The organism is Paraburkholderia translucens (assembly GCF_020881035.1).
Classification (GTDB): Bacteria; Pseudomonadota; Gammaproteobacteria; order Burkholderiales; family Burkholderiaceae; genus Paraburkholderia; species Paraburkholderia translucens.
This window is the reverse complement of the sequence record NZ_JAJITC010000008.1, coordinates 252,171-275,528: the sequence shown is the minus strand read 5'-3', so window position 1 is coordinate 275,528 and position 23,358 is coordinate 252,171. Positions and strand designations below refer to the sequence as shown.

The window sequence follows — 23,358 nt, the reverse complement described above, 5'->3', positions numbered from 1 at the left end:
CTTTACGCCGCTTCGAGCGCCCACTCCACATGCTCGCGCACGAGCGCCGACGGATCGTCGGCGCGCTGCCTCAATGCCCGCACGATCGAGGTACGCGCGTCGGCGTCAAGGCTCGCGGGCGCGGCGCGCAACGCGTTGCCCATGCCGACCGCGAGATTGCGCAGCCAGCTCTCATAACCGATGCGGCGAATCGCGCTGCCCTGCATGCGCGTGTCGAACTCGTCCGCACTCCACGCGAACAATTCGACCAGGGACGCGCGATCGAGCCCATGCCGCACGTCGAAATCGGCGACCGGCGCGGCCTGCGCGAACTTGTTCCACGGACACACGAGCTGGCAGTCGTCGCAGCCATACACGCGATTGCCGATCAGCGGGCGCATGTCGAGCGGAATGCTGCCCTTCAGTTCGATCGTCAGATACGAGATGCAGCGCCGCGCGTCGACCTTGTACGGCGCGACGATCGCGCCGGTCGGACAGGCGCCGATGCAACGCGTGCAGCTGCCGCAATGCGAGCCCGGCGTTTCGGGCGCGGCCTCGGGCGAGGTCTCGGCATCGGCCGGCAGCGGGATATCGACGTAGATCTCGCCGAGAAAGAACAGCGAGCCGGCGTCGCGCTGCAACAGCAGCGTGTGCTTGCCGCGCCAGCCGATGCCGGCCTTCTGCGCGAGCTCGACTTCGAGTACCGGCGCCGAATCGGTGAACACGCGATAGCCGAACGGCCCGATCGCCGCTTCGATCCGGTCGGCCAGTTGTTGCAGGCGATGTCGCAGCACCTTGTGATAGTCGCGGCCGCGCGCATAGATCGACACGACCGCTGTCGACGGGTCCGCGAGCCGCGCGAGCTCGGCCGTGCGCCAGTCGCGCGCCCCTTCGGCCGCCTCTGCCTCCCGCATCTGCGCGGGCAAATAGGCGATGCGCGCGGTGATCACGCGTCGCGTGCCGGCCACAAGCTCGGCCGGCCGCGCGCGTTTCATGCCGTGTTTGGCCATATAATCCATCTCGCCGTGGCAACCCGCTTCGAGCCATGCTGCAAGCGGCGCTTCGGCGGCCGACAGATCGGTATCGCTGATGCCGATTGCCCCGAAACCGAGCTCACGGCCCCATGTCTTGATGTCGAGCGCAAGCGCACGCAGCGCCGCTTCATCGAAACGGGACGTTGCACACGAGACTCGCGCGGCATCATCGGCCAGCGCGGGCGTGCAGGAATCAGGGGACTTCGGACTTCGGTTCATCACGCCATTTTACGAGAATGCCTGCCAATCCCGATCACGCGACCCTACCGTCCGCTCCCGTGCTGCTCGAACGCACATTCGCGCTCGCGGACGAAGCCGCCACTCAGGCATTCGGCGCGCGCTTCGCACAGGCGATCGAAAGCGTGCGCGCTGACTCGCGGGCCCAGCCGGAGACCGCAAGCGGCCTCGCGTTCCACGGCCTGCAAGTCCAACTGCTCGGCGACCTCGGCGCCGGCAAAACCACGCTCGTACGCGCAACCTTGCGCGGCCTCGGCCACACCGGCCGCGTGCGCAGTCCGACCTACACGCTCGTCGAACCGTACCTGCTCGAGCGGCCCGCCGGGGAACTCGCGCTTTATCACTTCGATCTGTACCGATTCACCGATCCGGCCGAATGGGCCGACGCGGGCTTTCGCGAATATTTCGACAGCGGCGCGGTCTGCCTCGTCGAATGGCCGCAACGCGCGGGCTTGCTGCTCGGCGTGCCGGATCTCGTCTTCTCGCTCGGGCTCAGCGGCAACGTGGACGCAAACGCGGACGCACGCGTACTCGTCGCACGCGCCTATAGCGAATCAGGAAAGGCATGTCTCGAAAGATGTTAATCAAACCATTCCACTCGATCGAATCGGCCGCGGGCGCAACGCATAACTGGCGGCGCCGGCAGATTCTGCGCGCGGGCGCGTCGACGCTCGTGCTCGGTCTCGTCGCGCCGCGCCTCGCCTTGGCGAGCTCGGTGCTCGGCGTGCGCGTGTGGCCCGCGCGCGACTACACGCGCGTGACGATCGAATCCGACCAGCCGCTGCAGAACACGCAGCAACTGCTGCAGGGACCGGACCGGCTCGTCGTCGATCTGAACGGGCTCAATCTCGATCAGGCGCTGAAGGATCTGGTGTCGAAGATCACGCCGAACGATCCGCAGATTTCGTCGGTGCGGGTCGGGCAGTATCAGCCCCATGTCGTGCGCATGGTGTTCGACCTGAAGGGCTCGGTGAAGCCGCAGGTGTTCGCGCTGCCGCCGGTCGGCGCGTACAGGTACCGGCTCGTGTTCGACCTGTATCCCGCAGTCGCGCCCGATCCGCTGATGGAACTGCTCGCGCAGACCGAGCGCAAGCAGCAGGCGCTCGACGAACAAAACAGTGCGCCTCCCGCGACGCTCGCCGGCCCCGGCACGCCGCCGCCCGTCGACAACAGCGAGGCGTTCTTCGAGCGTTACGCGCAGAACGGCGGTGCGGGCAACGGCGCCGGTAACGGCGCCGCGACGGGCGTACCGCATCCCCCCGCGCGTGGCGCGACGCCGCCACCGGTCATCGCCGGCCGGCAGGCGACGCCCGCCGCTCCGCTTGCGCCGCCCGCCGCGATCGCCCGCAACAAGGGCGGCAACACCAGCAACGGCACTCCCGCGCGCGGCCCTGACAGCGAGAACCTCGGCAACAGCGACGACACCTACGCGTTCACCACGCCGAAGTCGAGCCGCGGCAACACCGTGCGATTGCTCACGGTCGCGATCGATCCGGGTCATGGCGGCGAAGACCCGGGCGCGATCGGCGGCGGCGGCAGCTATGAGAAGCACATCGCGCTCGACATCGCGAAGAAGCTGCGCGCGAAGATCGACGCGCAGCCGAACATGCGCGCGATGATGACGCGCGATGCCGACTTCTTCGTGCCGCTGAACGTGCGCGTGCAGAAAGCACGCCGCGTCGGGGCGGACCTGTTCGTGTCGATCCACGCGGACGCGTTCACCACGCCCGAAGCGAAGGGCTCCTCGGTGTTCGCGCTGTCGGAGCACGGCGCGTCGAGCGCGGCCGCGCGCTGGATGGCGAACAAGGAGAACTCGTCGGACCTGATCGGCGGCATCAACATCAAGTCCGACGACGCGACCGTGAGCCGCGCGCTGTTCGATATGTCGACCACCGCGCAGATTCGCGACTCGATGCGCTACGGCAACTTCGTGCTCAAGGAGATCGGCGACATCAACAAGCTGCACAAGGGCTCGGTCGAGCAGGCCGGATTCGCGGTGCTGAAGGCGCCGGACATTCCGTCGATCCTCGTCGAGACCGCGTTCATCAGCAATCCGGACGAAGAGCGCCGCCTGAACGACGACGCCTATCGCGACAAGATGGCCAATGCGATCCTGGCCGGCATCAAGCGCTATTTCGCGGCCAATCCGCCGCTCGCCAAGAACCGCATGACGTGATGTCGTCGGGCGAGGTGCAACCGGCGCTCAACGCGCTGGCATCAAACGCTGCACGACCCAGCCGCCGAACACGTTGACCGCGAGCCCCGCCATCACGAGCAGCGCGCCCGCCACCTGCATCTCGGAGAGTTGCTCGCCAAGCAGCAGCGACGCCGACGCGAGCCCGACGATCGGCACCAGCAGTGAGAACGGCGCGACCTGGCTGGCCGGATAGCGCGACAGCAGACGGCTCCACAAACCATAGCCGAGTAACGTCGCGACAAAGGCGAGATAGACGATCGCGAAAATCGACAGCGCGCTGATGCCGCTCAGCGCGGTCGCGATCTCGCGCGGCCCTTCGAACACAGCCGACGCCGCGAAAAACGGCAGCGGCGGAATCAGGCTGCCCCACACGACGAGCCCAACCAGATCGACCTTGCCGACCTTCTTCGTGACGATATTGCCGAGCGCCCACATGCACGCGGCGCACAGCGTCAACAGGAAGCCGGCGAGCGACATCGTGTGGCCGCCTTGCAGACCGATCACCGCGAGGCCCGCCGCGGCGATCAGCAGACCGGCGACATTCGGCAAATGGAAGCGCTCGTGCAGAAACAGCGCCGCGAAGATCAGCGTGAAAAACGCCTGCGCCTGTAAAACCAGCGACGCGAGCCCCGCCGGCATGCCGACGTACATCGCCGAGAACAGGAACGCGAACTGCCCGAACGAGATCGTCGCGCCGTAGGCGAACAGCCACCGCCACGGCAACTGCGGCCGCTTGACGAAAAACACCGCCGGCACTGCCGCGAGCGTGAAGCGCAGCGCACCGAGGAGCATGGGCGGCACGCCATGCAAGCCGACCTTGATCACGACGAAGTTGACACCCCACGCGATCACGACGATCAGCGCGAGCAGCAAGTCCCTGGGCGACATCCGCGTCTCCAATGTGATGGTTCGATCCGCCAGTGTAGCGGAGGCCGCGATTTCGATTCATTGCGCCCGCCCGTGGCGTGCCTGCGCCGTTGCCGTCGGCCGCACGCGCCGCGCAGTAGAATCGACCATTCGTGCCCTCCTCTTTCACTTTCACGTCGAGCCTGCCCATGAGTTCCTCGATCAAAGCCGTCCTGAAACCGCATTTGCGCGATATCGGCAATCTGACCGTGCGGCGCGTGCTGCCGGCGCTGGCCGCGCGCCTGATCGGCCCGTTCATCTTCTTCGACCACATGGGCCCCGCGACCCTCGAACCCGGCACCGGCCTCGACGTGCGCCCGCATCCGCACATCGGCCTCGCCACCGTCACCTATCTGTTCGACGGCGCGATCATGCACCGCGACAGCCTCGGCTCCGAGCAGAAGATCGTCCCCGGCGACGTCAACTGGATGACGGCGGGGCGCGGCATCGTCCATTCGGAGCGCACGCCGCCGGAAGACCGCGCACGCGGCCAGAAGATTCACGGCATCCAGACCTGGGTCGCGCTGCCGCTCGCCGATGAAGACGCCGAGCCGTCGTTCGCGCATCATGCGGCCGCGACCTTGCCGGTCGTCGAGCGCAACGGTGTGACGCTGCGCGTGATCGCGGGCGCCGCGTTCGGCGCGGTGTCGCCGGTCGCGACGTTTTCGGGCACGTTGTACGTCGCCGCCAACTTCACGCCGGGCAGCGCGTTCGCGCTCGAACCCGAACACGAGGAGCGCGGCGTGTATCTGGTGGAAGGCGATCTGGAGATCGACGGCACGCCGCTCGAAGCGGGCCAGATGGCCGTGCTCGCGCTCGACGAAACCGTCACCCTCGCGAGCACGGACGGCGCGCGCGTGATGTTGCTCGGCGGCGAAAAGCTCGACGGCGAGCGCTTTATCGAATGGAACTTCGTGGCGAGCTCGCGCGAGAAGATCGAAGCGGCGAAGCTCGCATGGACGAATCAGGAGATGGGCCACGTGCCCGGCGAAACCGAATGGATTCCGCTGCCGCAGCGCAAGTGACGGCCCCGGGACCGCGCGCGCAAGGACCGCATTGAATTCGCGCGCTTCGGCCCCAACTAGCCACAAACCGTTTCTATCGACGAGGACGCAATGGACACCACTCTGGCCACTTTCGAACAGGACGTCATCAAGGCGTCGCTGCTGGCCCCCGTGCTGGTCGATTTCTGGGCGCCATGGTGCGGCCCCTGCAAGAGTCTCGGCCCGATGCTCGAAAAGCTCGAAGCCGAAGCGGCCGGCAAATGGAAACTCGTCAAGGTCAACGTGGACGAGAATCACGAACTGGCCGCGCACTTCCAGGTGCGCAGCATTCCGCACGTCATCGCATTCGCCGACGGCCAGCCGGTCGATCAGTTCGTCGGCGTGCTGACGGAAGGACAGCTGCGCGAGTTCCTCGACCGGCTCGTGCCGCAGGGTGCGCCGGGCGCGCGCATCGAGGCGCAGACCGCGCTCGCCGAAGGCCGCCGCGACGACGCGTACGATCTGCTGCAAGCGGCGCTCGCGTACGACCCGGGCTTCGACGACGCACGCATGGACCGCATCGAGTTGCTGCTCGAAGACAATCGCATCGACGAGGCGCGCAACGAAGTCGATCTGCTGTCGCCGAAAACCACGCAAGGCATCGACGCGCGCTTCAACGCGATCAAGACGCGGCTCGACGCGGTGGACGCCGCCGCCGACCTGCCGCCCACCGATGCGCTCGAGGCGCGCGTCGCCGGCAACCCGGACGATCTCGAGGCGCGCTTCGATCTCGCGAATGCATTTATCGCGCGGCGCAAATATGCGCAGGCGCTGGAACAGCTTCTCGCGATCGTGCAGCGCGACCGCGCGTTCCGCGACGATATCGGCCGCAAGACGATGTTGTCGGTGTTCGATCTGGCCGCGCATCAGCCGGAGCTGGTGTCACAGTGGCGGCGCAAATTGAGCGCGTCGTTGTACTGATCGCTCGTGGCGATTCGCCGTGCGGCGGGTTGGGTGGTGTGCGGGTTGAAGAATCCGGCCGCCTAAACCGCCGCCTTCTTCCCCAACTCCCGTAAGACATACGCCGCGGCCGCGAAACCAAAGCTCGCGGTCACGCACACGCTCGACCCAAACCCCGCGCAATTCAACCCGACCGGCCCCGTATGTCCGGGCGAGGTGCTCACGTGCTCGGCTTCTTCATCGATATCGCAGACGGCCGCCTCCGGATAGATCAACGGCTCGTCCGAATACACGGCGCTCACCTTGAACTTCGCCTTTGGCCCGCGCGGAAAGCCATGCTGTTTGCGCAACTGGCCGCGCACCTTCGAGAGCAGCGGATCCTGAATCGTCAGCGCGAGATCGTCGATGCGGATGCGCGTCGGGTCGAGCTGACCGCCCGCGCCGCCGATCGTGATCAGCGGCTGCTTGCGCTCGACGCACCACGCGATCAGCGCGGTCTTCGTGCGCACGCTGTCGATCGCGTCGATCACGTAATCGAAGCCGCCGCCGAGCGTCGCCGCGAAATTGTCCGGCTCGACGAAGTCTTCGATCAGCCGCACGTCGCAATGCGGATTGATCGCCGCGATGCGTTCGGCCATCGCTTCGACCTTCGGCTTTCCGTAGTTGCCGTCGAGCGCGTGAATCTGCCGGTTCGTGTTGCTTTCCGCGACGTTGTCGAGATCGATCAGCGTCAGCGTGCCGAGCGCGCTGCGCGCAAGCGCCTCCGCGACCCACGACCCCACCCCGCCGATACCGATCACCGCGACGTGCGCGCGCTCGAACGCGGCGAGCGCAGGTGCGCCGTACAGACGCGCAATGCCGCCGAAACGGCGTGCCCGATCGGCGGATTCATTCGCGTCGAGGCTGGTAGTAAGATCGGATTGCGCGGTGGTGCTGGACATGATGGCAGGGCTCGAAGACACAGGCGGAACGGAGAAAGCGGCGGCGTTCTGGCACAGACCAGCGCGCGCAGCCCGTATTTTGCCTGAAGCCGTGAAAGCCGCCGCGCCGGACTCCTTGCAGCGGCGCAACGTTGCAGGCTTGCGCTGGGGCAACATGCGCCGCGCGATACGTTGATCCGCTCGCGCGCAAAAAACCGGCTCCTTAGTTATACTTGCCTTACTGTAGCGTTCGCATAAGAACATGATCTCCCTCGCCGAGCTTCGAAAAAACTATTCGCTGGGGTCACTGGACGTTGCCGACGTCAACCACGATCCATTCCGTCAATTCGACACGTGGTTCCAGCAGGCAATCGACGCCAGGCTGCCCGAGCCGAATGCGATGACCCTCGCTACGGTAGACGCGCGCGGCCGGCCATCGGCACGCATCGTGCTGATCAAGGGGGTCGACGAACGCGGTTTCGTGTTCTTCACCAATTACGAGAGCCGCAAGGGCCGCGAGCTAAGCGCGAATCCCTACGCGAGCCTGCTGTTTCACTGGATCGAACTCGAGCGCCAGGTGCGCATCGAGGGCCGCGTCGTCAAGACGAGCGAAGCGGACAGCGATGCGTATTTCGCGTCTCGTCCGCTCGGCTCGCGCATCGGTGCATGGGCTTCGAATCAGAGTCAGGTGATTGAAAGCCGTTCGCAGCTTGAAGTACGCGAACGCGAAATCAGCCTGCAATACGGCGACAATCCTCCGCGTCCGCCGCACTGGGGCGGCTACCGTCTGGTGCCCGACGCGATCGAATTCTGGCAGGGGCGGCCGTCGCGACTGCATGATCGTCTGCTCTTTACGCGCGCGCAAGAAGGCGGCATCTGGCAAATCGCGCGCCTGTCGCCCTGACCCGACGAATGACGCCGGCCATGCCGCCAATGTGGCGGCACGCGCCGGCGGGATTGCGTTGCGCGGCCCGCGGAATGCGCCGCGCCCCGTCGCGATCCACACAGCTTTGCTTTAAATCATCGAACACGGAGAGATCGCATGTTCTGGGAGAAAAAGCTGGCGCAGTGGGTTGAAGATGTCAAAACCAAAGCTAACCTGCCCGCACGCCTCGTGCTGTGGGACGGTCAGCAACACGACTTCGGGCAGTTCGCCGCGCCCCAGGTCACGCTACACGTGAAGAGCGCAACCGCGCTGCCCTATCTGCTCGAACCGAGCCTCGACAATCTGGGCGAAGCCTATGTGAAAGGCAAGATCGACATCGAGGGCAAGCTGTCGGACATCATCAATATCGGCTACCAGCTTGCTCGCAGCACCGTGACGAGCGCCAGCAAGCTCGCGCGAGTACGGCGCTACTTCAATCACTCGAAGAGCTCGGACAAGAAAGCGATCCAGTATCACTACGACGTCTCGAACGAGTTCTACAAGCTGTGGCTCGACGAGAACATGGTCTACTCATGCGCATACTTCGAGACCGGCACCGAAGATCTCGCGACGGCACAGCTAAAGAAAATCGATCACATTCTGACCAAAATCCAGCTGCAGCCGGGCCAGCGTCTGCTCGACATCGGCTGCGGCTGGGGCGCGCTCGTGCTGCGGGCCGCCCGGAAGTTCGGCGCGCAGTGCGTGGGCGTCACGCTGTCGCAAAACCAGTTCGATCTCGCTACAGCGCGCGTGAAGGCGGCGGGTCTCGCAGACCGGATCGAAATCCGCCTGCAGGACTATCGCGACGTGCAGGGGCAGTTCGACCGCATCACGAGCGTCGGCATGTTCGAGCACGTCGGCCGCAAGAACCTGGCGGGTTATTTCCAGAAGATGCACGATCTGCTCGCCGACGACGGCATCGCCATGAATCACGGCATTACGTCGAGCGACGCCGATAGCGGCGAAACCGCGCTCGGCGGCGGCGAGTTCATCGACCGCTACGTGTTCCCGGACGGCGAGCTGCCGCACATCAGCCTCGCGCTCGAATCGATGCAGCGCGGCGGCCTCGAACCGGTTGACGTCGAAAGCCTGCGCCGTCACTATGCGCACACGCTCGATATCTGGGCGGAGAATTTCGAGGCCCATGCGGACGCAGCCCGCAAGCTCGTCGACGACGAAAAATTCCGCATCTGGCGCGTGTATCTGGCCGGCTGCGCGTATGCGTTCGAGAACGACGACGTGTCGATCTTTCAGGTCGTGTGCCGCAAGGCCGGCCGCAGCGCGAAAACCCTGCCCTGGTCGCGCCGCTACATGTACGAAAAGCCGCTGTGAGCCGGCCCGGCTGTGACCGGTTGCGCCGAGCGCGGGCCTCGAGCATCCGCCTGCTGCCGATTGCAGGCGCACCGCCCCGCCGTCAACCGGCCTTGATCCGGTGCGCGAATTTCTGGCGGAATTTCGCGACCTTCGGCGCGACCACGAACGAGCAGTAGCCCTGATTCGGGTGCTGCGCGAAGTAGTTCTGGTGATACGCCTCGGCGGGCCAGTAGTTCTCGCCGAGCGGCAGCACCTCAGTCACGATCTTGCCATCGTAAATGCCCTTTTCCCCGATCTCGCGAATCGCCTGCAGCGCGGTTTCGCGCTGCGCGTCGGAATGCGTGAAGATCACCGAGCGGTATTGTGTGCCGACGTCGTTGCCCTGCCGGTTCAGCTGGGTGGGATCGTGGATCGCGAAGAAGATGTCGAGAATCTCGCGATAGCTGATCTTCGCCGGATCGAAATCGACCTTGACCACTTCCGCGTGACCGGTGTCGCCATCGCAGACCTGCTCATAGCTCGGATGGCGCGTGTGCCCTCCCGCATAACCCGACTCCACCGCATTGACGCCCTCGACACCCAGATACACCGCTTCGAGGCACCAGAAACATCCACCGCCGAGCGTTGCCGTCTCGTTCATAAGCTTCACTCCAGGATCAGAATCACGAAATGATGAGCAACCCGCGGGCCTGTGTAACGCCGCCGGGTCTGCCGCCGCATTGGAATATATGGCCGAAAACGCGTCCTGAAAGGTACACGCCAAACATCCGTCGCGCGACGCGGTGCGCGATTCCGGAAAATCCGACCGTACCAATATCGAGTATAGAAACGCCGTCGTACGATGGGCGAATATCTCCACCGCTACCGGCACACGCACACAAGCTGTGCGGCTCGCGCGGCGAATGCAGTTAAAATTGGTGGAAATCCACGCTTTTCACCATGACTTTCGAAAAATCCGCTGCCAGCCCCGCATGTCTGTGCGCTTATTCCCACTTTAGCCCGTCTTTCACACGGCGCGCGCCGGGGACCTTGCCCCAATGAAGCGCGCGAGCCCGCCCAACTTCGATCAGAGCGCCTTCAAACAGGCACTCAGCCAGTTCGCGACCGGCGTCACCGTGATCACGACGCGCGCCGCGTCCGGCCAACTGATCGGCATTACGGCCAGTTCCTTCAACTCGGTGTCGCTCGACCCGCCGCTCGTGCTGTGGAGTCTCGCGACGCGCTCGGCGTCGATGCCGGTATTCCGCGCCAACAGTCACTATGTCGTCAACGTGCTGGCCGCCTCGCAGCTCGATCTGTGCAAGCGCTTCGCGACCGTGAAGGGCGACCGCTTCGAGGGCGTGTCGCACGCGGCGGGCGACACCGGCATGCCGGTGCTCGACGGCGCGCTCGCGTGGTTCGAATGCCATAACCGCAGCCGCTACGAGGAAGGCGACCACGTCATTTTCGTCGGTGAAGTGGAACGCTGCGGCGTGCACGAAAATGCCGCGGAGATCCTGCCGCTGGTGTTCCAGAGCGGCCAGTTCCACGGCCTGAAGCCGCTTTGAGCGCTTAGGGTCGGTCAATCAGGCGGGGCAAACCCTGCGCGCCCCCGCCCTCATTTTCCTCAGCGCTCGCTATGCGTCGCCCCGTGCCCGCTGGCCTTCTTCACGAGCGACACCGGCACGCCCGAATCTTCCTTCAGCGTTTCGAGCACGATGTTCGAACGGATGTCCATCACGCCCGGCGCCTTGTAGAGGCGATTGAGCACGAAATCAGAATAGTGTTTGAGGTTGTGCACGAGCACCCGCAGCAGATAATGGGTCTCGCCGGTCACGACGAACGCGCCGACCACTTCGGGCCAGTCGCGTAGCGCTTCGGCAAAGCGCTCGTGCCAGTTCTGCTGGTCGTTGCGCATCGATACCTGCACGAACGCTTCCAGCTCGAATCCCAATACTTCGCGGTTCAGACAAGCGCGGTAATGCTCGATGACGCCCTGCTCCTCCAGCAGACGCAGCCGTCGCAAACAGGCCGATGGCGAGAGCGAGATGCGCTCCGCGAGGTCGAGGTTGCTGATCCTTCCTTCCTGCTGCAGCACCGTCAAGATACGGCAATCGGTGGCGTCGAGCGAGATCGCGTTCATATTCGGTCTCCCTTTTCCGTTTGACTCAAATTATGTTCCAAGACACGGCAAAGAAGGAGATTTTTTCGCAATCACATTTCGCGGCTCGACCTCTATGATTCAGAGACAGTCATCTTGCGCCGGAAGCGTCATGCGAGCACTTTGGGACATCACCCCCGCCGTCGATACCGCCACGCCCGTCTGGCCGGGCGACACGCCGGTCGGCATCGAGCGCGTCTGGCGCATGGAGACTGGCTCGCCCGTCAATGTCGCGCGTCTGACGATCTCGCCGCACACCGGCGCGCATGCTGATGCGCCGCTGCACTACGACGCCGACGGCGCCGCGATCGGCGACGTGTCCCTCGACGCGTACTTAGGTTTATGCAGAGTGATTCACTGTATCGGCGCGTCGCCTGTTGTGACGCCACAACACCTGGCTGGCTCGCTCGACGATCTGCCGCCGCGAGTCTTACTGCGCACTTACAGAAAGGCGCCGACGCGCGAGTGGGACAGCGCGTTCTGCGCGGTCGCGCCCGAGACCGTCGATCTGCTCGCCGCGCGCGGCGTCAAGCTGATCGGCATCGATACGCCGTCGCTCGATCCGCAGGAATCCAGGACGATGGACGCGCATCACAGGATTCGCGCGCACCGGATGGCAATTCTCGAAGGCATCGTGCTCGACGCGGTCGAGCCCGGCGACTACGAACTGATCGCGCTCCCGCTGAAGCTGACCACGCTCGACGCGAGCCCGGTGCGCGCGGTGCTGCGCGCGCTGCCGGGATGCACATGAGACAAAACATGCAACACCAGGCTGACCGCCCCAACCTTTCGGACTCACCATGAATCATCGTGACGAAGCAGTGGCGCTCGACGGCGCCGACCCGCTCGCAGCGCTGCGCGACCAGTTCGCGTTGTCGCCGACCACCATCTATCTCGACGGCAACTCGCTCGGCGTGCCGCCGGCCGCCGCCGCGCAGCGCGCGCAGACCGTGATCGCCGCCGAATGGGGCGAAGGCCTGATCCGCAGTTGGAACAACGCGGGCTGGTTCGCGCTGCCGCGCCGGCTCGGCAACAAGCTCGCGCCGCTGATCGGCGCGGCCAAGGACGAGGTCGTGATTACCGATACGATCTCGATCAATCTGTTCAAGCTGCTGTCGGCGGCGGTGCGGCTCGCGAATACGCGCGATCCGAAGCGTCGCGTGATCGTGTCCGAGCGCTCAAATTTTCCGAGCGATCTGTATATCGCGCAGGGATTGATCGAGCAGCTCGATCGCGGCTACGAGCTGCGCCTCGTCGACGATCCGTCAGAGCTGCCTGACGCGATCGGCGCGGACACCGCGATCGCGATGCTCACGCACGTCAACTACCGCACCGGCTACATGCACGACATGGCCGCGCTCACGAAGCTGATCCACGACAGGGGCGCGCTCGCGCTGTGGGATCTCGCGCATTCGGCGGGCGCGGTGCCAGTCGATCTGAACGGCGTGAACGCCGACTACGCGGTCGGCTGCACGTACAAGTATCTGAACGGCGGCCCCGGCTCGCCCGCGTTCGTGTGGGTGCCCAAGCGTCACCAGAACGAGTTCGCCCAGCCGCTGTCGGGCTGGTGGGGGCATCGCGCGCCGTTCGAGATGAACCCGTCGTATCAACCCGATAACGGTATCGGCCGCTACCTGTGCGGCACGCAGCCGATGGTGTCGATGGCGCTCGTCGAATGCGGGCTCGACGTGTTCCTGCAAACGACCATGCAGGCGGTCCGCGCAAAGTCGCTCGCGCTGACCGATCTGTTCATCGAACTCGTCGAGACACGTTGCGGCGACTTTCCGCTCAAGCTCGTGACGCCGCGTGAGCATGCGCAGCGTGGCTCGCATGCGAGCTTCGAACATCCGCACGGCTATGAGGTGATGCAGGCGCTGATCGCGCGCGGCGTGATCGGCGACTATCGCGAGCCGCATGTGCTGCGCTTCGGCTTCACGCCGCTGTACACGCGCTTCGTCGACGTATGGGACGCCGTCGAAACGTTGCGCGACGTGCTCACGCGCGAGGCCTGGCGGGCTCCCGAATTCGCCCAGCGCGGCGCCGTTACCTGAGGATTGCAGAAATGACCGATCACATGCACACGCCGGGCTTGCCAGAAGAACCGGCGGCACAAGGCTGCCCGTTCGGCCATGGGCAGAAGGCGGCGGCTGCCCAGGCGAGCGCGGCCGACAGCGGCTGGCACGACGCGCAGCTCGACTTCTCGGAGTCGATGAGCTACGGCGATTATCTGTCGCTCGGCACGCTGCTCGATGCGCAGCATCCGTTGTCGCCGGATCACAACGAGATGCTGTTCATCATCCAGCATCAGACGAGCGAGCTGTGGATGAAGCTGGCGCTCTATGAGCTGCGCGCGGCGCTCGCGGCCGTGCATCGCGACGAGTTGCCGCCCGCATTCAAGATGCTCGCGCGCGTCTCGCGGATCATGGAGCAACTGGTGCAGGCGTGGAGCGTGCTCGCGACGCTGACGCCGTCCGAATACACGGCGATGCGGCCTTACCTCGGCGGCTCGTCGGGCTTCCAGTCGTATCAGTACCGGCAGATCGAATTCCTGCTCGGCAACAAGAACGAGCAGATGCTGAAGCCGCACGCGCATCGCGCCGACGTGTACGCGCAAGTGAAGGCATCGCTCGAAGCGCCGTCGTTCTACGACGAAGTGGTGCGCCTCCTCGCGCGGCGCGGCTTCGCGATTTCGCCCGCGCGGCTCGAACGCGACTGGACGAAGCCGACCGAACATGACGCCTCGGTCGAAGCGGCGTGGCTCGAGGTGTATCGAAATCCGTCCGGGCATTGGGATCTATACGAGATGGCCGAGGAACTCGTCGATCTCGAAGACGCGTTCCGCCAATGGCGCTTCCGCCACGTGACGACGGTCGAGCGCATCATTGGCTTCAAACAGGGCACCGGCGGCACGAGCGGCGCGCCGTATCTGCGCAAGATGCTCGACGTCGTGCTGTTTCCCGAGCTGTGGCATGTGCGGACGGTGCTGTAACGGTTAGCGGGTGCGAGGTACTTTCCCCGCAACGGGAGAATCACGGCGAGCGCAATGCTCGCGGCTATTCCCGCTCGATGCAGAACAGGTCCCTCGCATCGGGCTACGGAAGATTCGGAGTTGTCCGAATCCTGAGAGATGGTCAGCAAGGCAGCATCGAAACCCCATAAAAACACCAGAGGGTTTCGATATGCCCGGTGCCGATAACACCGAAGGAGTGAAGGTTGTACTGAGTGCTCCACAACTCGTAGCCGTGCTATCCCACCAGTCGATCAGTCAGACGGAGATGTTTTCCAACCGGCTTTGGGGCGGGTTGCGGATCGTCGGCGGCGTGCTGGAAATGGTCGGTGCAGGTGCGCTGTGCGTTTTGCCCGAGCCGACGATGGCGAGCAAAGCCGGCTGTGTGACGTTCGGGGTACATGGCTCGGACTCGGCGGCTGCAGGCCTGAGGCAGGTCTGGACTGGTCAGGACACGGCCACGTTGACCCAGCAGGGCACGACGAAACTCGCTGAAGCGATGAAGGCGAGCCCCGACATGGCGAACAATATCGGCCTGTCCCTCGACATCGCCGTGCCATTCGGCTTTGCTGGCTCGATCAGGGCGGCCCGCGCCACGAGCGTCACGATGGGCCGGATCCACTTGCACATGCATGAGGCGAGGGCGGGCAGCCGGATTGGTGGGCATACGATTTCGAAGCACGTCGGACGGACTGAAACGCAGTTGCGGGAGAGGCTCAGGCTGGAGCCGACAAGACGCGTAGTATCGTCGTTCGTAAATCTTGAGGAGGCAGAGTGGGCTATATCGGAAACGATGCGCGCAAATGCCTTACTGATTAACGCATGGACGAAAGGACCGAAAGAGCCTCTGAGGCTGGAGAAGGACGTCGGAAGAAAGGTGGGTTATGCATTGGTCAGGAAGACCGACACGTTGGTGAACAGCAGTAAAGTATGGGTTGTCTTGAAATACGAAACGTATAACAGAATGCCCTGCTACATTCTCACGGCGATTCTCAGTGACTGATTTCGAGTGAATATCGATATATGAGATACGACAATCTGGATCAATTGATCGGTGTCTACTTCAATGAAGATTCCGACTACTGGGGAGAGACAATTGAAGATCTGGTTCGGGCTTGTGCAAGCGGATGCACGCCAGACATGATTAACGCGAAGGTGGCCGACATAGACCGGTTCAAGAGAGATCACGCTGGAAATCTTGACGCAGCCTTTGAGGAAAATTTTGGCAGGCAGTTCGATCCGACACTGTGGGGTCACACCACCGAATCCTTTCTTGACGAGCTCAGGCGTCTTCTTCTGAGTGTATAGCCTGCGCCTCCTTCCACGGCACGGCCCCACACAGTCTGGTGGAGCTTCTGCGTACTTTCAATTCATCTGGCAACCGAAAGTGCCTGCCCTCTAGCACGCCGTGATCTATGAGATACGAAGATTTGTTTCAATTGATCGGTGGCTACTTCAATGAAGATTTCGACTACTGGGGAAACACAATTGAAGAGTTGGTCCGGGCTTGTGCAAGCGGATGCACGCCAGACATGATTAACGCAACGGTGGCCGACATAGAGCGGTTCAAGAGCGATCATGCTGGAAATCTTGACGCAGCCTTTGAGGAAACCTTTGGCGGGCAATTCGACCCCGCCCTGTGGGGCCATACAGCGGAGTCTTTTCTTGACGAAGTGAAGCGTCTTCTTCTGAGCGAATAGCCCGCGAGTCCCCCTCTAGCGCGCCGTATACCCGCCATCAATCGGCAGACACACCCCGCTGATCATCGACGCCGCATCGCTCAGCAGAAACAGAATCGGCGCGGCCACTTCGGCCGATTCGGCGAAGCGCCTGAGCGGAATCGCCTGTAAAGCGGGATCGCGTTTGACAGGATCGCTCCAGGCCAGCACCGCCATCGGCGTCAGCGTGACCGTCGGGTTCACGCTGTTCACGCGAATCCCGTGCGGACCCAGCTCGACGCACAGCGCGCGCGTGACCGCATCGAGCGCGGCCTTCGAGGCCGAGTAGCTCAGATGGTCGTCGAGCGCGACGAGCGCGGCTTGGCTCGACACATTCACGATGCTGCCCGCGCGCCCCGAGTCGAGCATACCGCGTGCAACGTGCTTCGCGACCAGCACCGCGCCGCGTGTGTTCACCGCCATCACGCGATCGAAGTTAGCGGCCGTCGTATCCACCGCGCGTTCGAGCAACGCGATGCCCGCGCAATTCACGAGACCATCGAACGGTTCGAGCGAGGCGAATGCCTCGTCGATCGCGGCTTCGTCGCTGACATCGAGCACCAACGGCTCGCAGCAGGTTTCCTCGGCGAGCCGCGCGAGTTCGTTCACGTTGCGCGCGGCCGCGACGACCGACGCGCCGCTCGCGCGCAGTGCCTCGACCGTCGCACGGCCGATGCCGCTGGAGGCGCCCGTCACAAGAATCGAGCGGCCGGAAAAATCGAAAGTGGCATTCATGATGTTTGCAAGCGATGCATGACCGGCTTCAACGCCGGATAGAGATCCGTGTACACGCCAAAGCGCTGCGCGTATGACGCCATGCGCTCTGCGTCAGGCTGCGCGCGCTTGACGAGCGTGACCCAGCCGCCTTGCGCCGCTTCGCGCGACACGAGGCCGACGCCGAGCGCGGCGAGCAGCGCGGCGCCCATCGCGGCTTCGACGTCCTGCTCGATCGTATAGACCGGATAGCCGGTGACGTCGGCGATGATCTGCATCCACAGGTGCGAATGCGCGGCGCCGCCCACGACGATCAGCTTGTCATCAAGCGATTGCGCGCCTTTGCGCCCCGCCTCGATGTTGTGCTTCAGCGCAAACGACACGCCTTCGAGCACGGCGCGATACAGATGCGCACGCGTATGAAACAGCGACAATCCGACGAAGGCGCCGCTCGCTTTCGCATCCCACACCGGACTGCGCTCGCCCATCAGATACGGCAGGAACAGCACGCCGTCGGCGCCGGGCGGCACTTGCGCGGCGCTTTCTTCGAGCAGCCGATGCGGATCGCCATGCGGCGTCGCACGCGCGGCCTCGATCTCCGCGTGACAGAACTGCTCGCGATACCATGTGACCGAGGCACCCGCGGTGATCGCGCCGCCAAACACGTAGATGTCGTGCTGCCCGTTGAAAACGTGGGGCATGCTGATCAGGCCGTGCCGCGCGTCGACGCGCTGATTGATGTAGCCCCAGCACATACTCGTGCCGATCATCGCGACGTGCTGCCCCGCGCGCGTGACGCCGGCCGCGAAGGTCGCCATCGCCGCATCGACGCCGCCCGCCACGATCGCCGTGCCCGCTTCCAGCCCGAGTTGCGCGGTCCATTGCGACAACAGCCCGCCCACCACCTCCGACGATTCGACGAGCCGCTCGGGCATCATCGTCGCGGGAATGCCGAGCATGTCGAGGGCTTCATCCGACCAGTCGCGCCGCGCGATATCGTAGACGCCGCCGATATTGCCGGCCGAACTGTGATCGACGGCGACCTCTCCGGTCAGCATGTAGATCACGTATGCATTCGGCGGCAGGAAAAAGCGCGTATGCGCCCACACGTCCGGCTGGTTCTCGCGCAGCCACAGCATCTTCGTGTAGCCGTAATAGCTGTCCACCCCATTACCCGTGATCGCATAAAGCCGTTCGAGATCGACGTTCTCGCGCACCCAATCGACTTGCGCGGTCGCGCGCCGGTCCATCCAGATCAGGCACGGCGCGAGCGGCCGCATGTCGGTGTCGACCGGAATGCCCGAGCCGCCATACAGGCTGCTCACGCACAGCGCCTTGATCGAGCCCGGGGCGATGCCGGCCGCTTTCGCGTCCTTCACGCACGCGGCCACGCACTCGACAACCGCATTCATCCACACCGCGGGCCACTGTTCGGCCCACAACGGCTTCGGCGTATCGGGCTGATAAGCCGAAGCACGCTGCGCGACGATCGCGCCATGCTCGTCGACCAGCAACGCCTTCGTGCTCTGCGTGCCGATATCGACGCCGACGACGTAGTTCATAGAGTCTCCGTTGCAAAGCCACGCGCGACAGTCACGCGCGCGGCTTCATCAGCACCTTGATCGAGTCGAGCGAGTTCGCGATCCGGATCGCATCGTCCCATTCTTCCAACGAAAAGCCGTGCGTGACGATGCCCTTCGACGTGACGAGCCCGCGCGCGAGCAGATCGATCGCAATGGGATAGCAATAGGGTCCAAGATGCGCGCCACGCACGTCGAGCTCCTTGCGATCGCCGATCACCGACCAGTCGAGCGTCGTATCCGCGCCGAATACGGAGAATTCGACGAAGCGCCCGAGCTTGCGGATCAGGTCCATCCCCTGGTTCACGCCGATCGGCGCGCCCGTCGTTTCAATATAGACGTCGCAGCCGTATCCGTCAGTGAGCGAATGGATAATCGCGAGCGCGTCCTGCTCCTTCGGATTGATCGTCACGTCCGCGCCGTATTCGCGCGCGAGTGCAAGCCGCTCTTCGACGAGATCGATCACGACGAGCTTCTTCGGCGTCTTCAGATGCGCGACTTGCGTCATCATCAAACCGAGCGGTCCCGCGCCTGCGATCACGACGACGTCGTCGAGCTGCAGATCGCCGCGATTGACCGTATGAATCGCGCATGCGAGCGGCTCGATGATGGCGGCGTCTTCGAGCGAGATGCCGTCGGGAATCTTGTGGACGATCGCGGTCGGCGGAATGCGCATGTACTCGGCCATGCCGCCGTCCGCGACTTCGCGCTGAAAGCCGAAAATGTTGTGCACTTCGCACATCCAGTACTGGCCCGATTTGCAATAACGGCACTTGCCGCACGGCACGATCTGCTCGGCGATCACACGCTCGCCCTTGCGCACGCCGAAATGCTCGGCCGCGCCCTCGCCGAGTTCCTCGACATAGCCGAAGAACTCGTGGCCCGGAATCACCGGCGCCTTGACCCACGGGCTCGGGCCGCCCCAGAACATTTTCGCGCCCGAATGGCATTTGCAGTCGCTCGCGCAAATGCCGCACGCGGCAATGCGGATCACGAGTTCATGCGCGCGGGCGCGCGGCTTCTGTACCTGTTCGACGCGATAGTCTCTCGGTGCATGACAGACGATGGCGGTCATGTTCTGCTGGTCGGATTGGGTCGTCATTGCAAAGTCCTGCGAAAAGAAGGATGTGGGAAGGAGACGTTACTTGCGACGGTCGCGGCTGATATAGATTGCGAGCAGAATGATTCCGCCCTTGATCACGTTCTGCACGTATGGATTCACGCCGACCATGTTGAGGCCGTTGTTCAAGACGCCAAGTAGCAGTGCACCGATCAGCGTGCCGATGATTGAGCCGCGTCCGCCGGAGATCGACGTGCCGCCCATCACCACGGCGGCGATCGCGTCGAGTTCGAAGCCGACGCCCGCGTTCGGCTGACCGCTCATCAGACGCGCGGTCAGCACGATCGCGGCGAACGCGGAAGTCAAACCGGCGATCGTGTAGACGATCAGCTTCACCCGCGCGACGCGCACGCCTGACAATCGCGTCGCCTGCTCGTTGCCGCCGATCGCATAGACATAGCGGCCAAACGGCATGCGTTCGAGCAGCACCCACGCGATCACATAGATCACCGCCATGATGACGACCGGCGCCTGGACGCCGAGAATCTTGCCGCTGCCGAAGAAGCTGACCCAATCGGGCAGACCGTCGATCGGATAGCCGCCCGTGTAGATCAGCGCGAGACCGCGCGCGATACCCATCGTCGCGAGCGTGACGATGATCGGCGGCATGCCGGCGAACGCGACGAAGAAGCCGTTGGCCGCGCCGAAACCGAGGCCGACCGCGAGTCCGACCGCAAGCGCGGCCACGCCGTTCATGCCGGCCACCATCAGCCCGGCCGACAGCGTGCCGGCCAGCGCCATCACCGAGCCGACCGACAGATCGATGCCGCCCGTCAGGATCACGCAGGTCATGCCGACCGCGATGATCGCGTTGATCGACACCTGGCGCAGCACGTTCTCGATGTTCGCGGCGGACAGGAAGCTATCGCTCGCGAACACCATCACGATGCAGACGACCACGAGACCGATGAACGGATAGAACAGCGTCGAGCGTTTCAGCGCGGCCCACGCGAAGCTCACCGGAGCGCCCGGCGTGTCGCCGCTGACGCTCGATGTTTTCGGCGAGGAAGGCGGATTAGGCATGTTCATGAGTTGCTCCTGACGACCCGGCGGTCGCATACGTCATCACGGCGTTCGCTTCGATCGCATTGCCTTCGAGCAGCGCTTCGATGCGGCCCTGCCGGAACACGGCGACGCGGTCGCACATGCCGACGATTTCCGGCAATTCGGACGAGATCATGATGATCGAGTAGCCGCGCGCGGTCAGTTCGCGCATCAGCAGGTAGATCTCCGCTTTCGCGCCGACGTCGATGCCGCGCGTCGGTTCGTCGAAGATCAGGATGTTGGTGTGGTGATTGAGCCAGCGCGCGATCACGACTTTCTGCTGATTGCCGCCCGAGAGCGTCGCGACTTCGGTGTGCATCGTCGGCGCCTTCACGCCGACCCGTTTCATGATCTCGGCGGTCGCGCACGCTTCGCTGCGCTGGTCGATAAAGAAGCGCAGCGAGCGATACTTGCCGAGGTTGTTGATCGAGATGTTCTGCTTGATCGAGAAGTCGGTAATGAGCCCTTCGGTCTTGCGGCTCTCGGGCAGAATGCCGACGCCCGCGCGCAACGCATCGGCCGGATCGGCGAGCTTCGCGGCCGCGCCGTTCACGCGAATCTCCTTCACGTGGGCGCGCTCCGCGCCGATCACCGCGAGCGCGGTCTCGGTGCGCCCTGAACCGACGAGTCCCGCGAAGCCGAGAATCTCGCCTTCGCGCAGTGTGAAGCTCAGCTCCGGGCTGTCCTTGAACCGTTGCAGGCGCACGACGTCGAGCACGATCCTGGCGTCGGCGCGCGGCACAGGCTTCGGCGGAAAGCTGCTCTCGATGCGCCGTCCCACCATCATCTGCACGAGCCGGCTCACGTCGGATTGCGCGACCTCGGTCATGCCGACGTACTGACCGTCGCGCAGCACCGTGATGCGGTCGCACACTTCGAAAATCTCTTCGAGGTGGTGCGAGATAAAGATCATCGCGACGCCCTGCTGCTTCAACTCGCGCATGATCGTGAACAGATGCGCGGCCTCGGCGGGCGTCAGCGTCGCGGTCGGTTCGTCGAGAATCAGCACGCGCGCATCGAGCGACAACGCCTTGCCGATTTCGACGAACTGCTGCTGCGCGACCGACAGTTCCCGAATCGGCACCGACAGATCGATCGCAACGCCAAGCCGCCCAAAAATCTCCGCCGCCGCGCGCCGCATCCTGCCACGTTCGAGCAAGCCGAAGCGGTTGCGCAATTCGCGGCCGAGAAACATGTTCTCCACCGCGCTCAGATACGGAATCAGGCTGAACTCCTGAAATACGATGCCAACGCCCGCGGCCACCGCGTCGTGATAGTTCGCGAAGTGGCGTGGCTCGCCGTCGAGCGTGATCGCGCCTTCGTCAGGCTGGTAGATGCCGCACAGAATCTTCATCAGCGTCGACTTGCCCGCGCCGTTCTCGCCGAGCAGCGCATGAATCTCGCCGCGCGCGATCTCGAGGTGAATGCCTTGCAGCGCCTTCACACCGGGAAAGCTCTTGCTGATGTTCTCGAGCTTCAAAATCGTGTCCATCGCGTGTTCCTCTGCCGCGAGCCGCCGCGCATGATCCTCACTCGCGGCGGCCTGCGCTTGCATTACCAGCTGAAGCCCTTCGCGTTGCTCCTGTCGATCATCTTCACGTCGACCGGAATCGCTTTCGGCACATTGGCGCCCCACTTCTTCGCGAGCGCGATGCCGAGCGCGATGCGCACCTGGTCTGCGGGAAATTGCGCCGACGTCTCGACGAACTTCGAATTCGGCTTCTGGATCGCGGCGATCGCTTCGGGCGCACCGTCCACGCTCGTCAGCTTGATGTCCTTGCCCGACGATTCGATCGCCGAGAGCGCGCCCATCGAGCCGCCGTCGTTCACGCTGAACACGCCCTTCAGGTTCGGATGCGCCTGAATCATGTTCTCGGTGACGGACAGCGCGGTCGCGCGTTCCTGCTTGCCGTTCTGCGTATCGACGAGCTTCACGCCCGGCGCTTTCGCGAGCGCCGCCTTGCAGCCGCGCACGCGTTCGAGAATCGGCACGACCGGGATGCCGTCGAGAATCGCCACCTCGCCACTGCCGCCGATCGACTTCGCGAGGTACTCGCATGCCATCACGCCCGCGTCGTAATTCTTCGAGCCGACGAACGAATCGACCGGACCGTTCGCGTTCGCATCGACCGCGACCACGACGACCCCAGCCTTCTTCGCCGACGTGACCGCCGACTGGATGCCGGTCGAGTCGGTCGGATTGACGAGCAGGATGTCGATCTTCTTCTGCAGCATGTCTTCGACGTCGCTGACCTGCTTGCTGACGTCATGATGCGCGTCGGTCACGACGACCGTCGCGCCGGTCGACGCGGCGGCATCGTTCAGCGCTTTTTGCATCGTCACGAAGTACGGGTTGTTCAGCTCCTGGAACGTCATGCCGATTTTCAGCGGCGCGGCCTGCGCGGCCTGCGCGGCGGCTATAGCGACGAGCGACAAGCCCAACGTGAGCGCGGCGACGCGGCGCGGGAACCTGACCGGCGTCACCGAAGAATTGAACCGAAAAGCAGATGACTTCATGGTTGTCTCCATCTTTTGAAGTGAGCACGCCCCTCGCGCTGTGAGCGCACAGCGCGATCGATG

The 23,358-nt window shown here is 64.1% G+C and carries 24 protein-coding genes; 13 read left to right on the top strand and 11 right to left on the bottom strand.

Translation table 11 applies throughout. The annotated features are described in order from the left end of the window. Nucleotides 1-2: 2 nt before the first annotated feature. The gene (gene queG / locus LJ655_RS17400) at nt 3-1,232 is read right to left on the bottom strand and encodes a tRNA epoxyqueuosine(34) reductase QueG (protein WP_230562482.1); all 1,230 of its coding nucleotides are present in this window, start codon (nt 1,230-1,232) and stop codon (nt 3-5) included. Between the two features lie 17 nt (nt 1,233-1,249). Here queG and tsaE point away from each other — a divergent pair, with 17 nt between their 5' ends. Continuing rightward, the gene (tsaE, locus tag LJ655_RS17395) at nt 1,250-1,834 is read left to right on the top strand and encodes a tRNA (adenosine(37)-N6)-threonylcarbamoyltransferase complex ATPase subunit type 1 TsaE (RefSeq protein WP_230562481.1); all 585 of its coding nucleotides are present in this window, start codon (nt 1,250-1,252) and stop codon (nt 1,832-1,834) included. After that, nucleotides 1,828-3,426, top strand: coding sequence for an N-acetylmuramoyl-L-alanine amidase (locus LJ655_RS17390; RefSeq protein ID WP_230562480.1), 1,599 nt, complete (start codon nt 1,828-1,830; stop codon nt 3,424-3,426). Before tsaE ends, LJ655_RS17390 begins: the two co-directional genes overlap by 7 nt. 27 nt (nt 3,427-3,453) lie before the next feature. Here LJ655_RS17390 and LJ655_RS17385 read toward each other — a convergent pair whose 3' ends face one another. After that, complete coding sequence (locus tag LJ655_RS17385; protein WP_230562479.1) at nt 3,454-4,335, bottom strand: EamA family transporter; 882 nt, start codon at nt 4,333-4,335, stop codon at nt 3,454-3,456. A gap of 167 nt (nt 4,336-4,502) precedes the next feature. Between LJ655_RS17385 and LJ655_RS17380 the strand changes: the two genes are divergently transcribed. After that, a complete protein-coding gene (locus LJ655_RS17380; RefSeq protein WP_230562478.1) occupies nt 4,503-5,378 on the top strand; it encodes a pirin family protein in 876 nt (291 codons plus the stop codon). 90 nt (nt 5,379-5,468) lie between these two features. After that, a complete protein-coding gene (gene trxA, locus LJ655_RS17375; RefSeq protein WP_230562477.1) occupies nt 5,469-6,317 on the top strand; it encodes a thioredoxin in 849 nt (282 codons plus the stop codon). 62 nt (nt 6,318-6,379) lie between these two features. On the opposite strand, the gene tcdA is transcribed toward trxA, so the two are convergent. Beyond that, complete coding sequence (gene tcdA, locus LJ655_RS17370) at nt 6,380-7,237, bottom strand: tRNA cyclic N6-threonylcarbamoyladenosine(37) synthase TcdA (protein ID WP_230562476.1); 858 nt, start codon at nt 7,235-7,237, stop codon at nt 6,380-6,382. Between the two features lie 241 nt (nt 7,238-7,478). Here tcdA and pdxH point away from each other — a divergent pair, with 241 nt between their 5' ends. Both pdxH and LJ655_RS17360 read left to right on the top strand, forming a co-directional pair. Then, nucleotides 7,479-8,120, top strand: a complete 642-nt coding sequence (gene pdxH / locus LJ655_RS17365) for a pyridoxamine 5'-phosphate oxidase (protein ID WP_230562475.1) — start codon at nt 7,479-7,481, stop codon at nt 8,118-8,120. A gap of 138 nt (nt 8,121-8,258) precedes the next feature. Continuing rightward, on the top strand, nt 8,259-9,473 hold the full coding sequence (locus LJ655_RS17360; RefSeq protein WP_230562474.1) for an SAM-dependent methyltransferase: 1,215 nt from the start codon (nt 8,259-8,261) through the stop codon (nt 9,471-9,473). Nucleotides 9,474-9,555: 82 nt separating this feature from the next. Here LJ655_RS17360 and msrA read toward each other — a convergent pair whose 3' ends face one another. Beyond that, nucleotides 9,556-10,095 carry a peptide-methionine (S)-S-oxide reductase MsrA gene (gene msrA, locus LJ655_RS17355; RefSeq protein WP_230562473.1) on the bottom strand — a complete coding sequence of 180 codons (540 nt, stop codon included), beginning with the start codon at nt 10,093-10,095 and terminating at the stop codon, nt 9,556-9,558. 397 nt (nt 10,096-10,492) lie between these two features. Between msrA and LJ655_RS17350 the strand changes: the two genes are divergently transcribed. Then, nucleotides 10,493-11,002: a flavin reductase family protein gene (locus LJ655_RS17350; RefSeq protein ID WP_230562472.1), complete on the top strand. Its 510-nt coding sequence runs from the start codon at nt 10,493-10,495 to the stop codon at nt 11,000-11,002. Nucleotides 11,003-11,061: 59 nt separating this feature from the next. Here the strand turns inward: LJ655_RS17350 and LJ655_RS17345 are convergent, their stop codons facing one another. Further along, nucleotides 11,062-11,577 (bottom strand): Lrp/AsnC family transcriptional regulator, encoded by a 516-nt coding sequence (locus LJ655_RS17345; protein WP_230562471.1) that lies wholly within the window; start codon nt 11,575-11,577, stop codon nt 11,062-11,064. Nucleotides 11,578-11,707: 130 nt separating this feature from the next. Here LJ655_RS17345 and kynB point away from each other — a divergent pair, with 130 nt between their 5' ends. The 6 genes from kynB to LJ655_RS17315 all read left to right on the top strand — a co-directional run bounded on the left by kynB (nt 11,708) and on the right by LJ655_RS17315 (nt 16,302). Next, nucleotides 11,708-12,346, top strand: a complete 639-nt coding sequence (gene kynB, locus LJ655_RS17340) for an arylformamidase (RefSeq protein WP_230562470.1) — start codon at nt 11,708-11,710, stop codon at nt 12,344-12,346. A 49-nt stretch (nt 12,347-12,395) separates the two neighbouring features. Beyond that, nucleotides 12,396-13,646 carry a kynureninase gene (kynU, locus tag LJ655_RS17335; RefSeq protein ID WP_230562469.1) on the top strand — a complete coding sequence of 417 codons (1,251 nt, stop codon included), beginning with the start codon at nt 12,396-12,398 and terminating at the stop codon, nt 13,644-13,646. Nucleotides 13,647-13,657: 11 nt separating this feature from the next. Then, the gene (gene kynA / locus LJ655_RS17330; protein WP_230562468.1) at nt 13,658-14,584 is read left to right on the top strand and encodes a tryptophan 2,3-dioxygenase; all 927 of its coding nucleotides are present in this window, start codon (nt 13,658-13,660) and stop codon (nt 14,582-14,584) included. 190 nt (nt 14,585-14,774) lie between these two features. Continuing rightward, nucleotides 14,775-15,605 carry an RNase A-like domain-containing protein gene (locus LJ655_RS17325; RefSeq protein WP_230562467.1) on the top strand — a complete coding sequence of 277 codons (831 nt, stop codon included), beginning with the start codon at nt 14,775-14,777 and terminating at the stop codon, nt 15,603-15,605. Between the two features lie 20 nt (nt 15,606-15,625). Continuing rightward, nucleotides 15,626-15,910, top strand: a complete 285-nt coding sequence (locus LJ655_RS17320) for a contact-dependent growth inhibition system immunity protein (protein ID WP_230562466.1) — start codon at nt 15,626-15,628, stop codon at nt 15,908-15,910. A 107-nt stretch (nt 15,911-16,017) separates the two neighbouring features. Next, a complete protein-coding gene (locus tag LJ655_RS17315) occupies nt 16,018-16,302 on the top strand; it encodes a contact-dependent growth inhibition system immunity protein (protein WP_230562465.1) in 285 nt (94 codons plus the stop codon). 15 nt (nt 16,303-16,317) lie between these two features. Here the strand turns inward: LJ655_RS17315 and LJ655_RS17310 are convergent, their stop codons facing one another. From LJ655_RS17310 to LJ655_RS17285, 6 genes are read right to left on the bottom strand one after another with little or no spacing between them, the layout of a single operon-like run. Next, the gene (locus tag LJ655_RS17310; RefSeq protein WP_230562464.1) at nt 16,318-17,055 is read right to left on the bottom strand and encodes an SDR family oxidoreductase; all 738 of its coding nucleotides are present in this window, start codon (nt 17,053-17,055) and stop codon (nt 16,318-16,320) included. Next, nucleotides 17,052-18,596, bottom strand: coding sequence for an FGGY-family carbohydrate kinase (locus LJ655_RS17305; RefSeq protein ID WP_230562463.1), 1,545 nt, complete (start codon nt 18,594-18,596; stop codon nt 17,052-17,054). The genes LJ655_RS17310 and LJ655_RS17305 overlap by 4 nt, the downstream gene beginning before the upstream one ends. Nucleotides 18,597-18,627: 31 nt before the next feature. Continuing rightward, on the bottom strand, nt 18,628-19,716 hold the full coding sequence (locus LJ655_RS17300) for an alcohol dehydrogenase catalytic domain-containing protein (RefSeq protein WP_230562462.1): 1,089 nt from the start codon (nt 19,714-19,716) through the stop codon (nt 18,628-18,630). A gap of 39 nt (nt 19,717-19,755) precedes the next feature. After that, nucleotides 19,756-20,763 (bottom strand): ABC transporter permease, encoded by a 1,008-nt coding sequence (locus LJ655_RS17295; RefSeq protein WP_230562461.1) that lies wholly within the window; start codon nt 20,761-20,763, stop codon nt 19,756-19,758. After that, the gene (locus tag LJ655_RS17290) at nt 20,750-22,333 is read right to left on the bottom strand and encodes a sugar ABC transporter ATP-binding protein (protein WP_425605815.1); all 1,584 of its coding nucleotides are present in this window, start codon (nt 22,331-22,333) and stop codon (nt 20,750-20,752) included. Before LJ655_RS17290 ends, LJ655_RS17295 begins: the two co-directional genes overlap by 14 nt. Continuing rightward, nucleotides 22,333-23,295 carry an ABC transporter substrate-binding protein gene (locus LJ655_RS17285; protein ID WP_230562459.1) on the bottom strand — a complete coding sequence of 321 codons (963 nt, stop codon included), beginning with the start codon at nt 23,293-23,295 and terminating at the stop codon, nt 22,333-22,335. The genes LJ655_RS17290 and LJ655_RS17285 overlap by 1 nt, the downstream gene beginning before the upstream one ends. Between the last annotated feature and the right edge of the window lie 63 nt (nt 23,296-23,358).

Coding starts and splice junctions, on each gene's coding strand:
- LJ655_RS17315 (WP_230562465.1), top strand. CDS start 16,018: ATGAGATACGAAGATTTGTTTCAATTGATCGGTGGCTACTTCAATGAA.
- kynU (WP_230562469.1), top strand. CDS start 12,396: ATGAATCATCGTGACGAAGCAGTGGCGCTCGACGGCGCCGACCCGCTC.
- LJ655_RS17320 (WP_230562466.1), top strand. CDS start 15,626: ATGAGATACGACAATCTGGATCAATTGATCGGTGTCTACTTCAATGAA.
- LJ655_RS17380 (WP_230562478.1), top strand. CDS start 4,503: ATGAGTTCCTCGATCAAAGCCGTCCTGAAACCGCATTTGCGCGATATC.
- pdxH (WP_230562475.1), top strand. CDS start 7,479: ATGATCTCCCTCGCCGAGCTTCGAAAAAACTATTCGCTGGGGTCACTG.
- queG (WP_230562482.1), bottom strand. CDS start 1,232: ATGAACCGAAGTCCGAAGTCCCCTGATTCCTGCACGCCCGCGCTGGCC.
- LJ655_RS17325 (WP_230562467.1), top strand. CDS start 14,775: ATGCCCGGTGCCGATAACACCGAAGGAGTGAAGGTTGTACTGAGTGCT.
- msrA (WP_230562473.1), bottom strand. CDS start 10,095: ATGAACGAGACGGCAACGCTCGGCGGTGGATGTTTCTGGTGCCTCGAA.
- tsaE (WP_230562481.1), top strand. CDS start 1,250: ATGCCTGCCAATCCCGATCACGCGACCCTACCGTCCGCTCCCGTGCTG.
- LJ655_RS17390 (WP_230562480.1), top strand. CDS start 1,828: ATGTTAATCAAACCATTCCACTCGATCGAATCGGCCGCGGGCGCAACG.
- LJ655_RS17310 (WP_230562464.1), bottom strand. CDS start 17,055: ATGAATGCCACTTTCGATTTTTCCGGCCGCTCGATTCTTGTGACGGGC.
- LJ655_RS17350 (WP_230562472.1), top strand. CDS start 10,493: ATGAAGCGCGCGAGCCCGCCCAACTTCGATCAGAGCGCCTTCAAACAG.
- LJ655_RS17285 (WP_230562459.1), bottom strand. CDS start 23,295: ATGAAGTCATCTGCTTTTCGGTTCAATTCTTCGGTGACGCCGGTCAGG.
- tcdA (WP_230562476.1), bottom strand. CDS start 7,237: ATGTCCAGCACCACCGCGCAATCCGATCTTACTACCAGCCTCGACGCG.
- trxA (WP_230562477.1), top strand. CDS start 5,469: ATGGACACCACTCTGGCCACTTTCGAACAGGACGTCATCAAGGCGTCG.
- LJ655_RS17345 (WP_230562471.1), bottom strand. CDS start 11,577: ATGAACGCGATCTCGCTCGACGCCACCGATTGCCGTATCTTGACGGTG.
- kynB (WP_230562470.1), top strand. CDS start 11,708: ATGCGAGCACTTTGGGACATCACCCCCGCCGTCGATACCGCCACGCCC.
- kynA (WP_230562468.1), top strand. CDS start 13,658: ATGACCGATCACATGCACACGCCGGGCTTGCCAGAAGAACCGGCGGCA.
- LJ655_RS17385 (WP_230562479.1), bottom strand. CDS start 4,335: ATGTCGCCCAGGGACTTGCTGCTCGCGCTGATCGTCGTGATCGCGTGG.
- LJ655_RS17295 (WP_230562461.1), bottom strand. CDS start 20,763: ATGAACATGCCTAATCCGCCTTCCTCGCCGAAAACATCGAGCGTCAGC.
- LJ655_RS17360 (WP_230562474.1), top strand. CDS start 8,259: ATGTTCTGGGAGAAAAAGCTGGCGCAGTGGGTTGAAGATGTCAAAACC.
- LJ655_RS17305 (WP_230562463.1), bottom strand. CDS start 18,596: ATGAACTACGTCGTCGGCGTCGATATCGGCACGCAGAGCACGAAGGCG.
- LJ655_RS17290 (WP_425605815.1), bottom strand. CDS start 22,333: ATGCAAGCGCAGGCCGCCGCGAGTGAGGATCATGCGCGGCGGCTCGCG.
- LJ655_RS17300 (WP_230562462.1), bottom strand. CDS start 19,716: ATGACGACCCAATCCGACCAGCAGAACATGACCGCCATCGTCTGTCAT.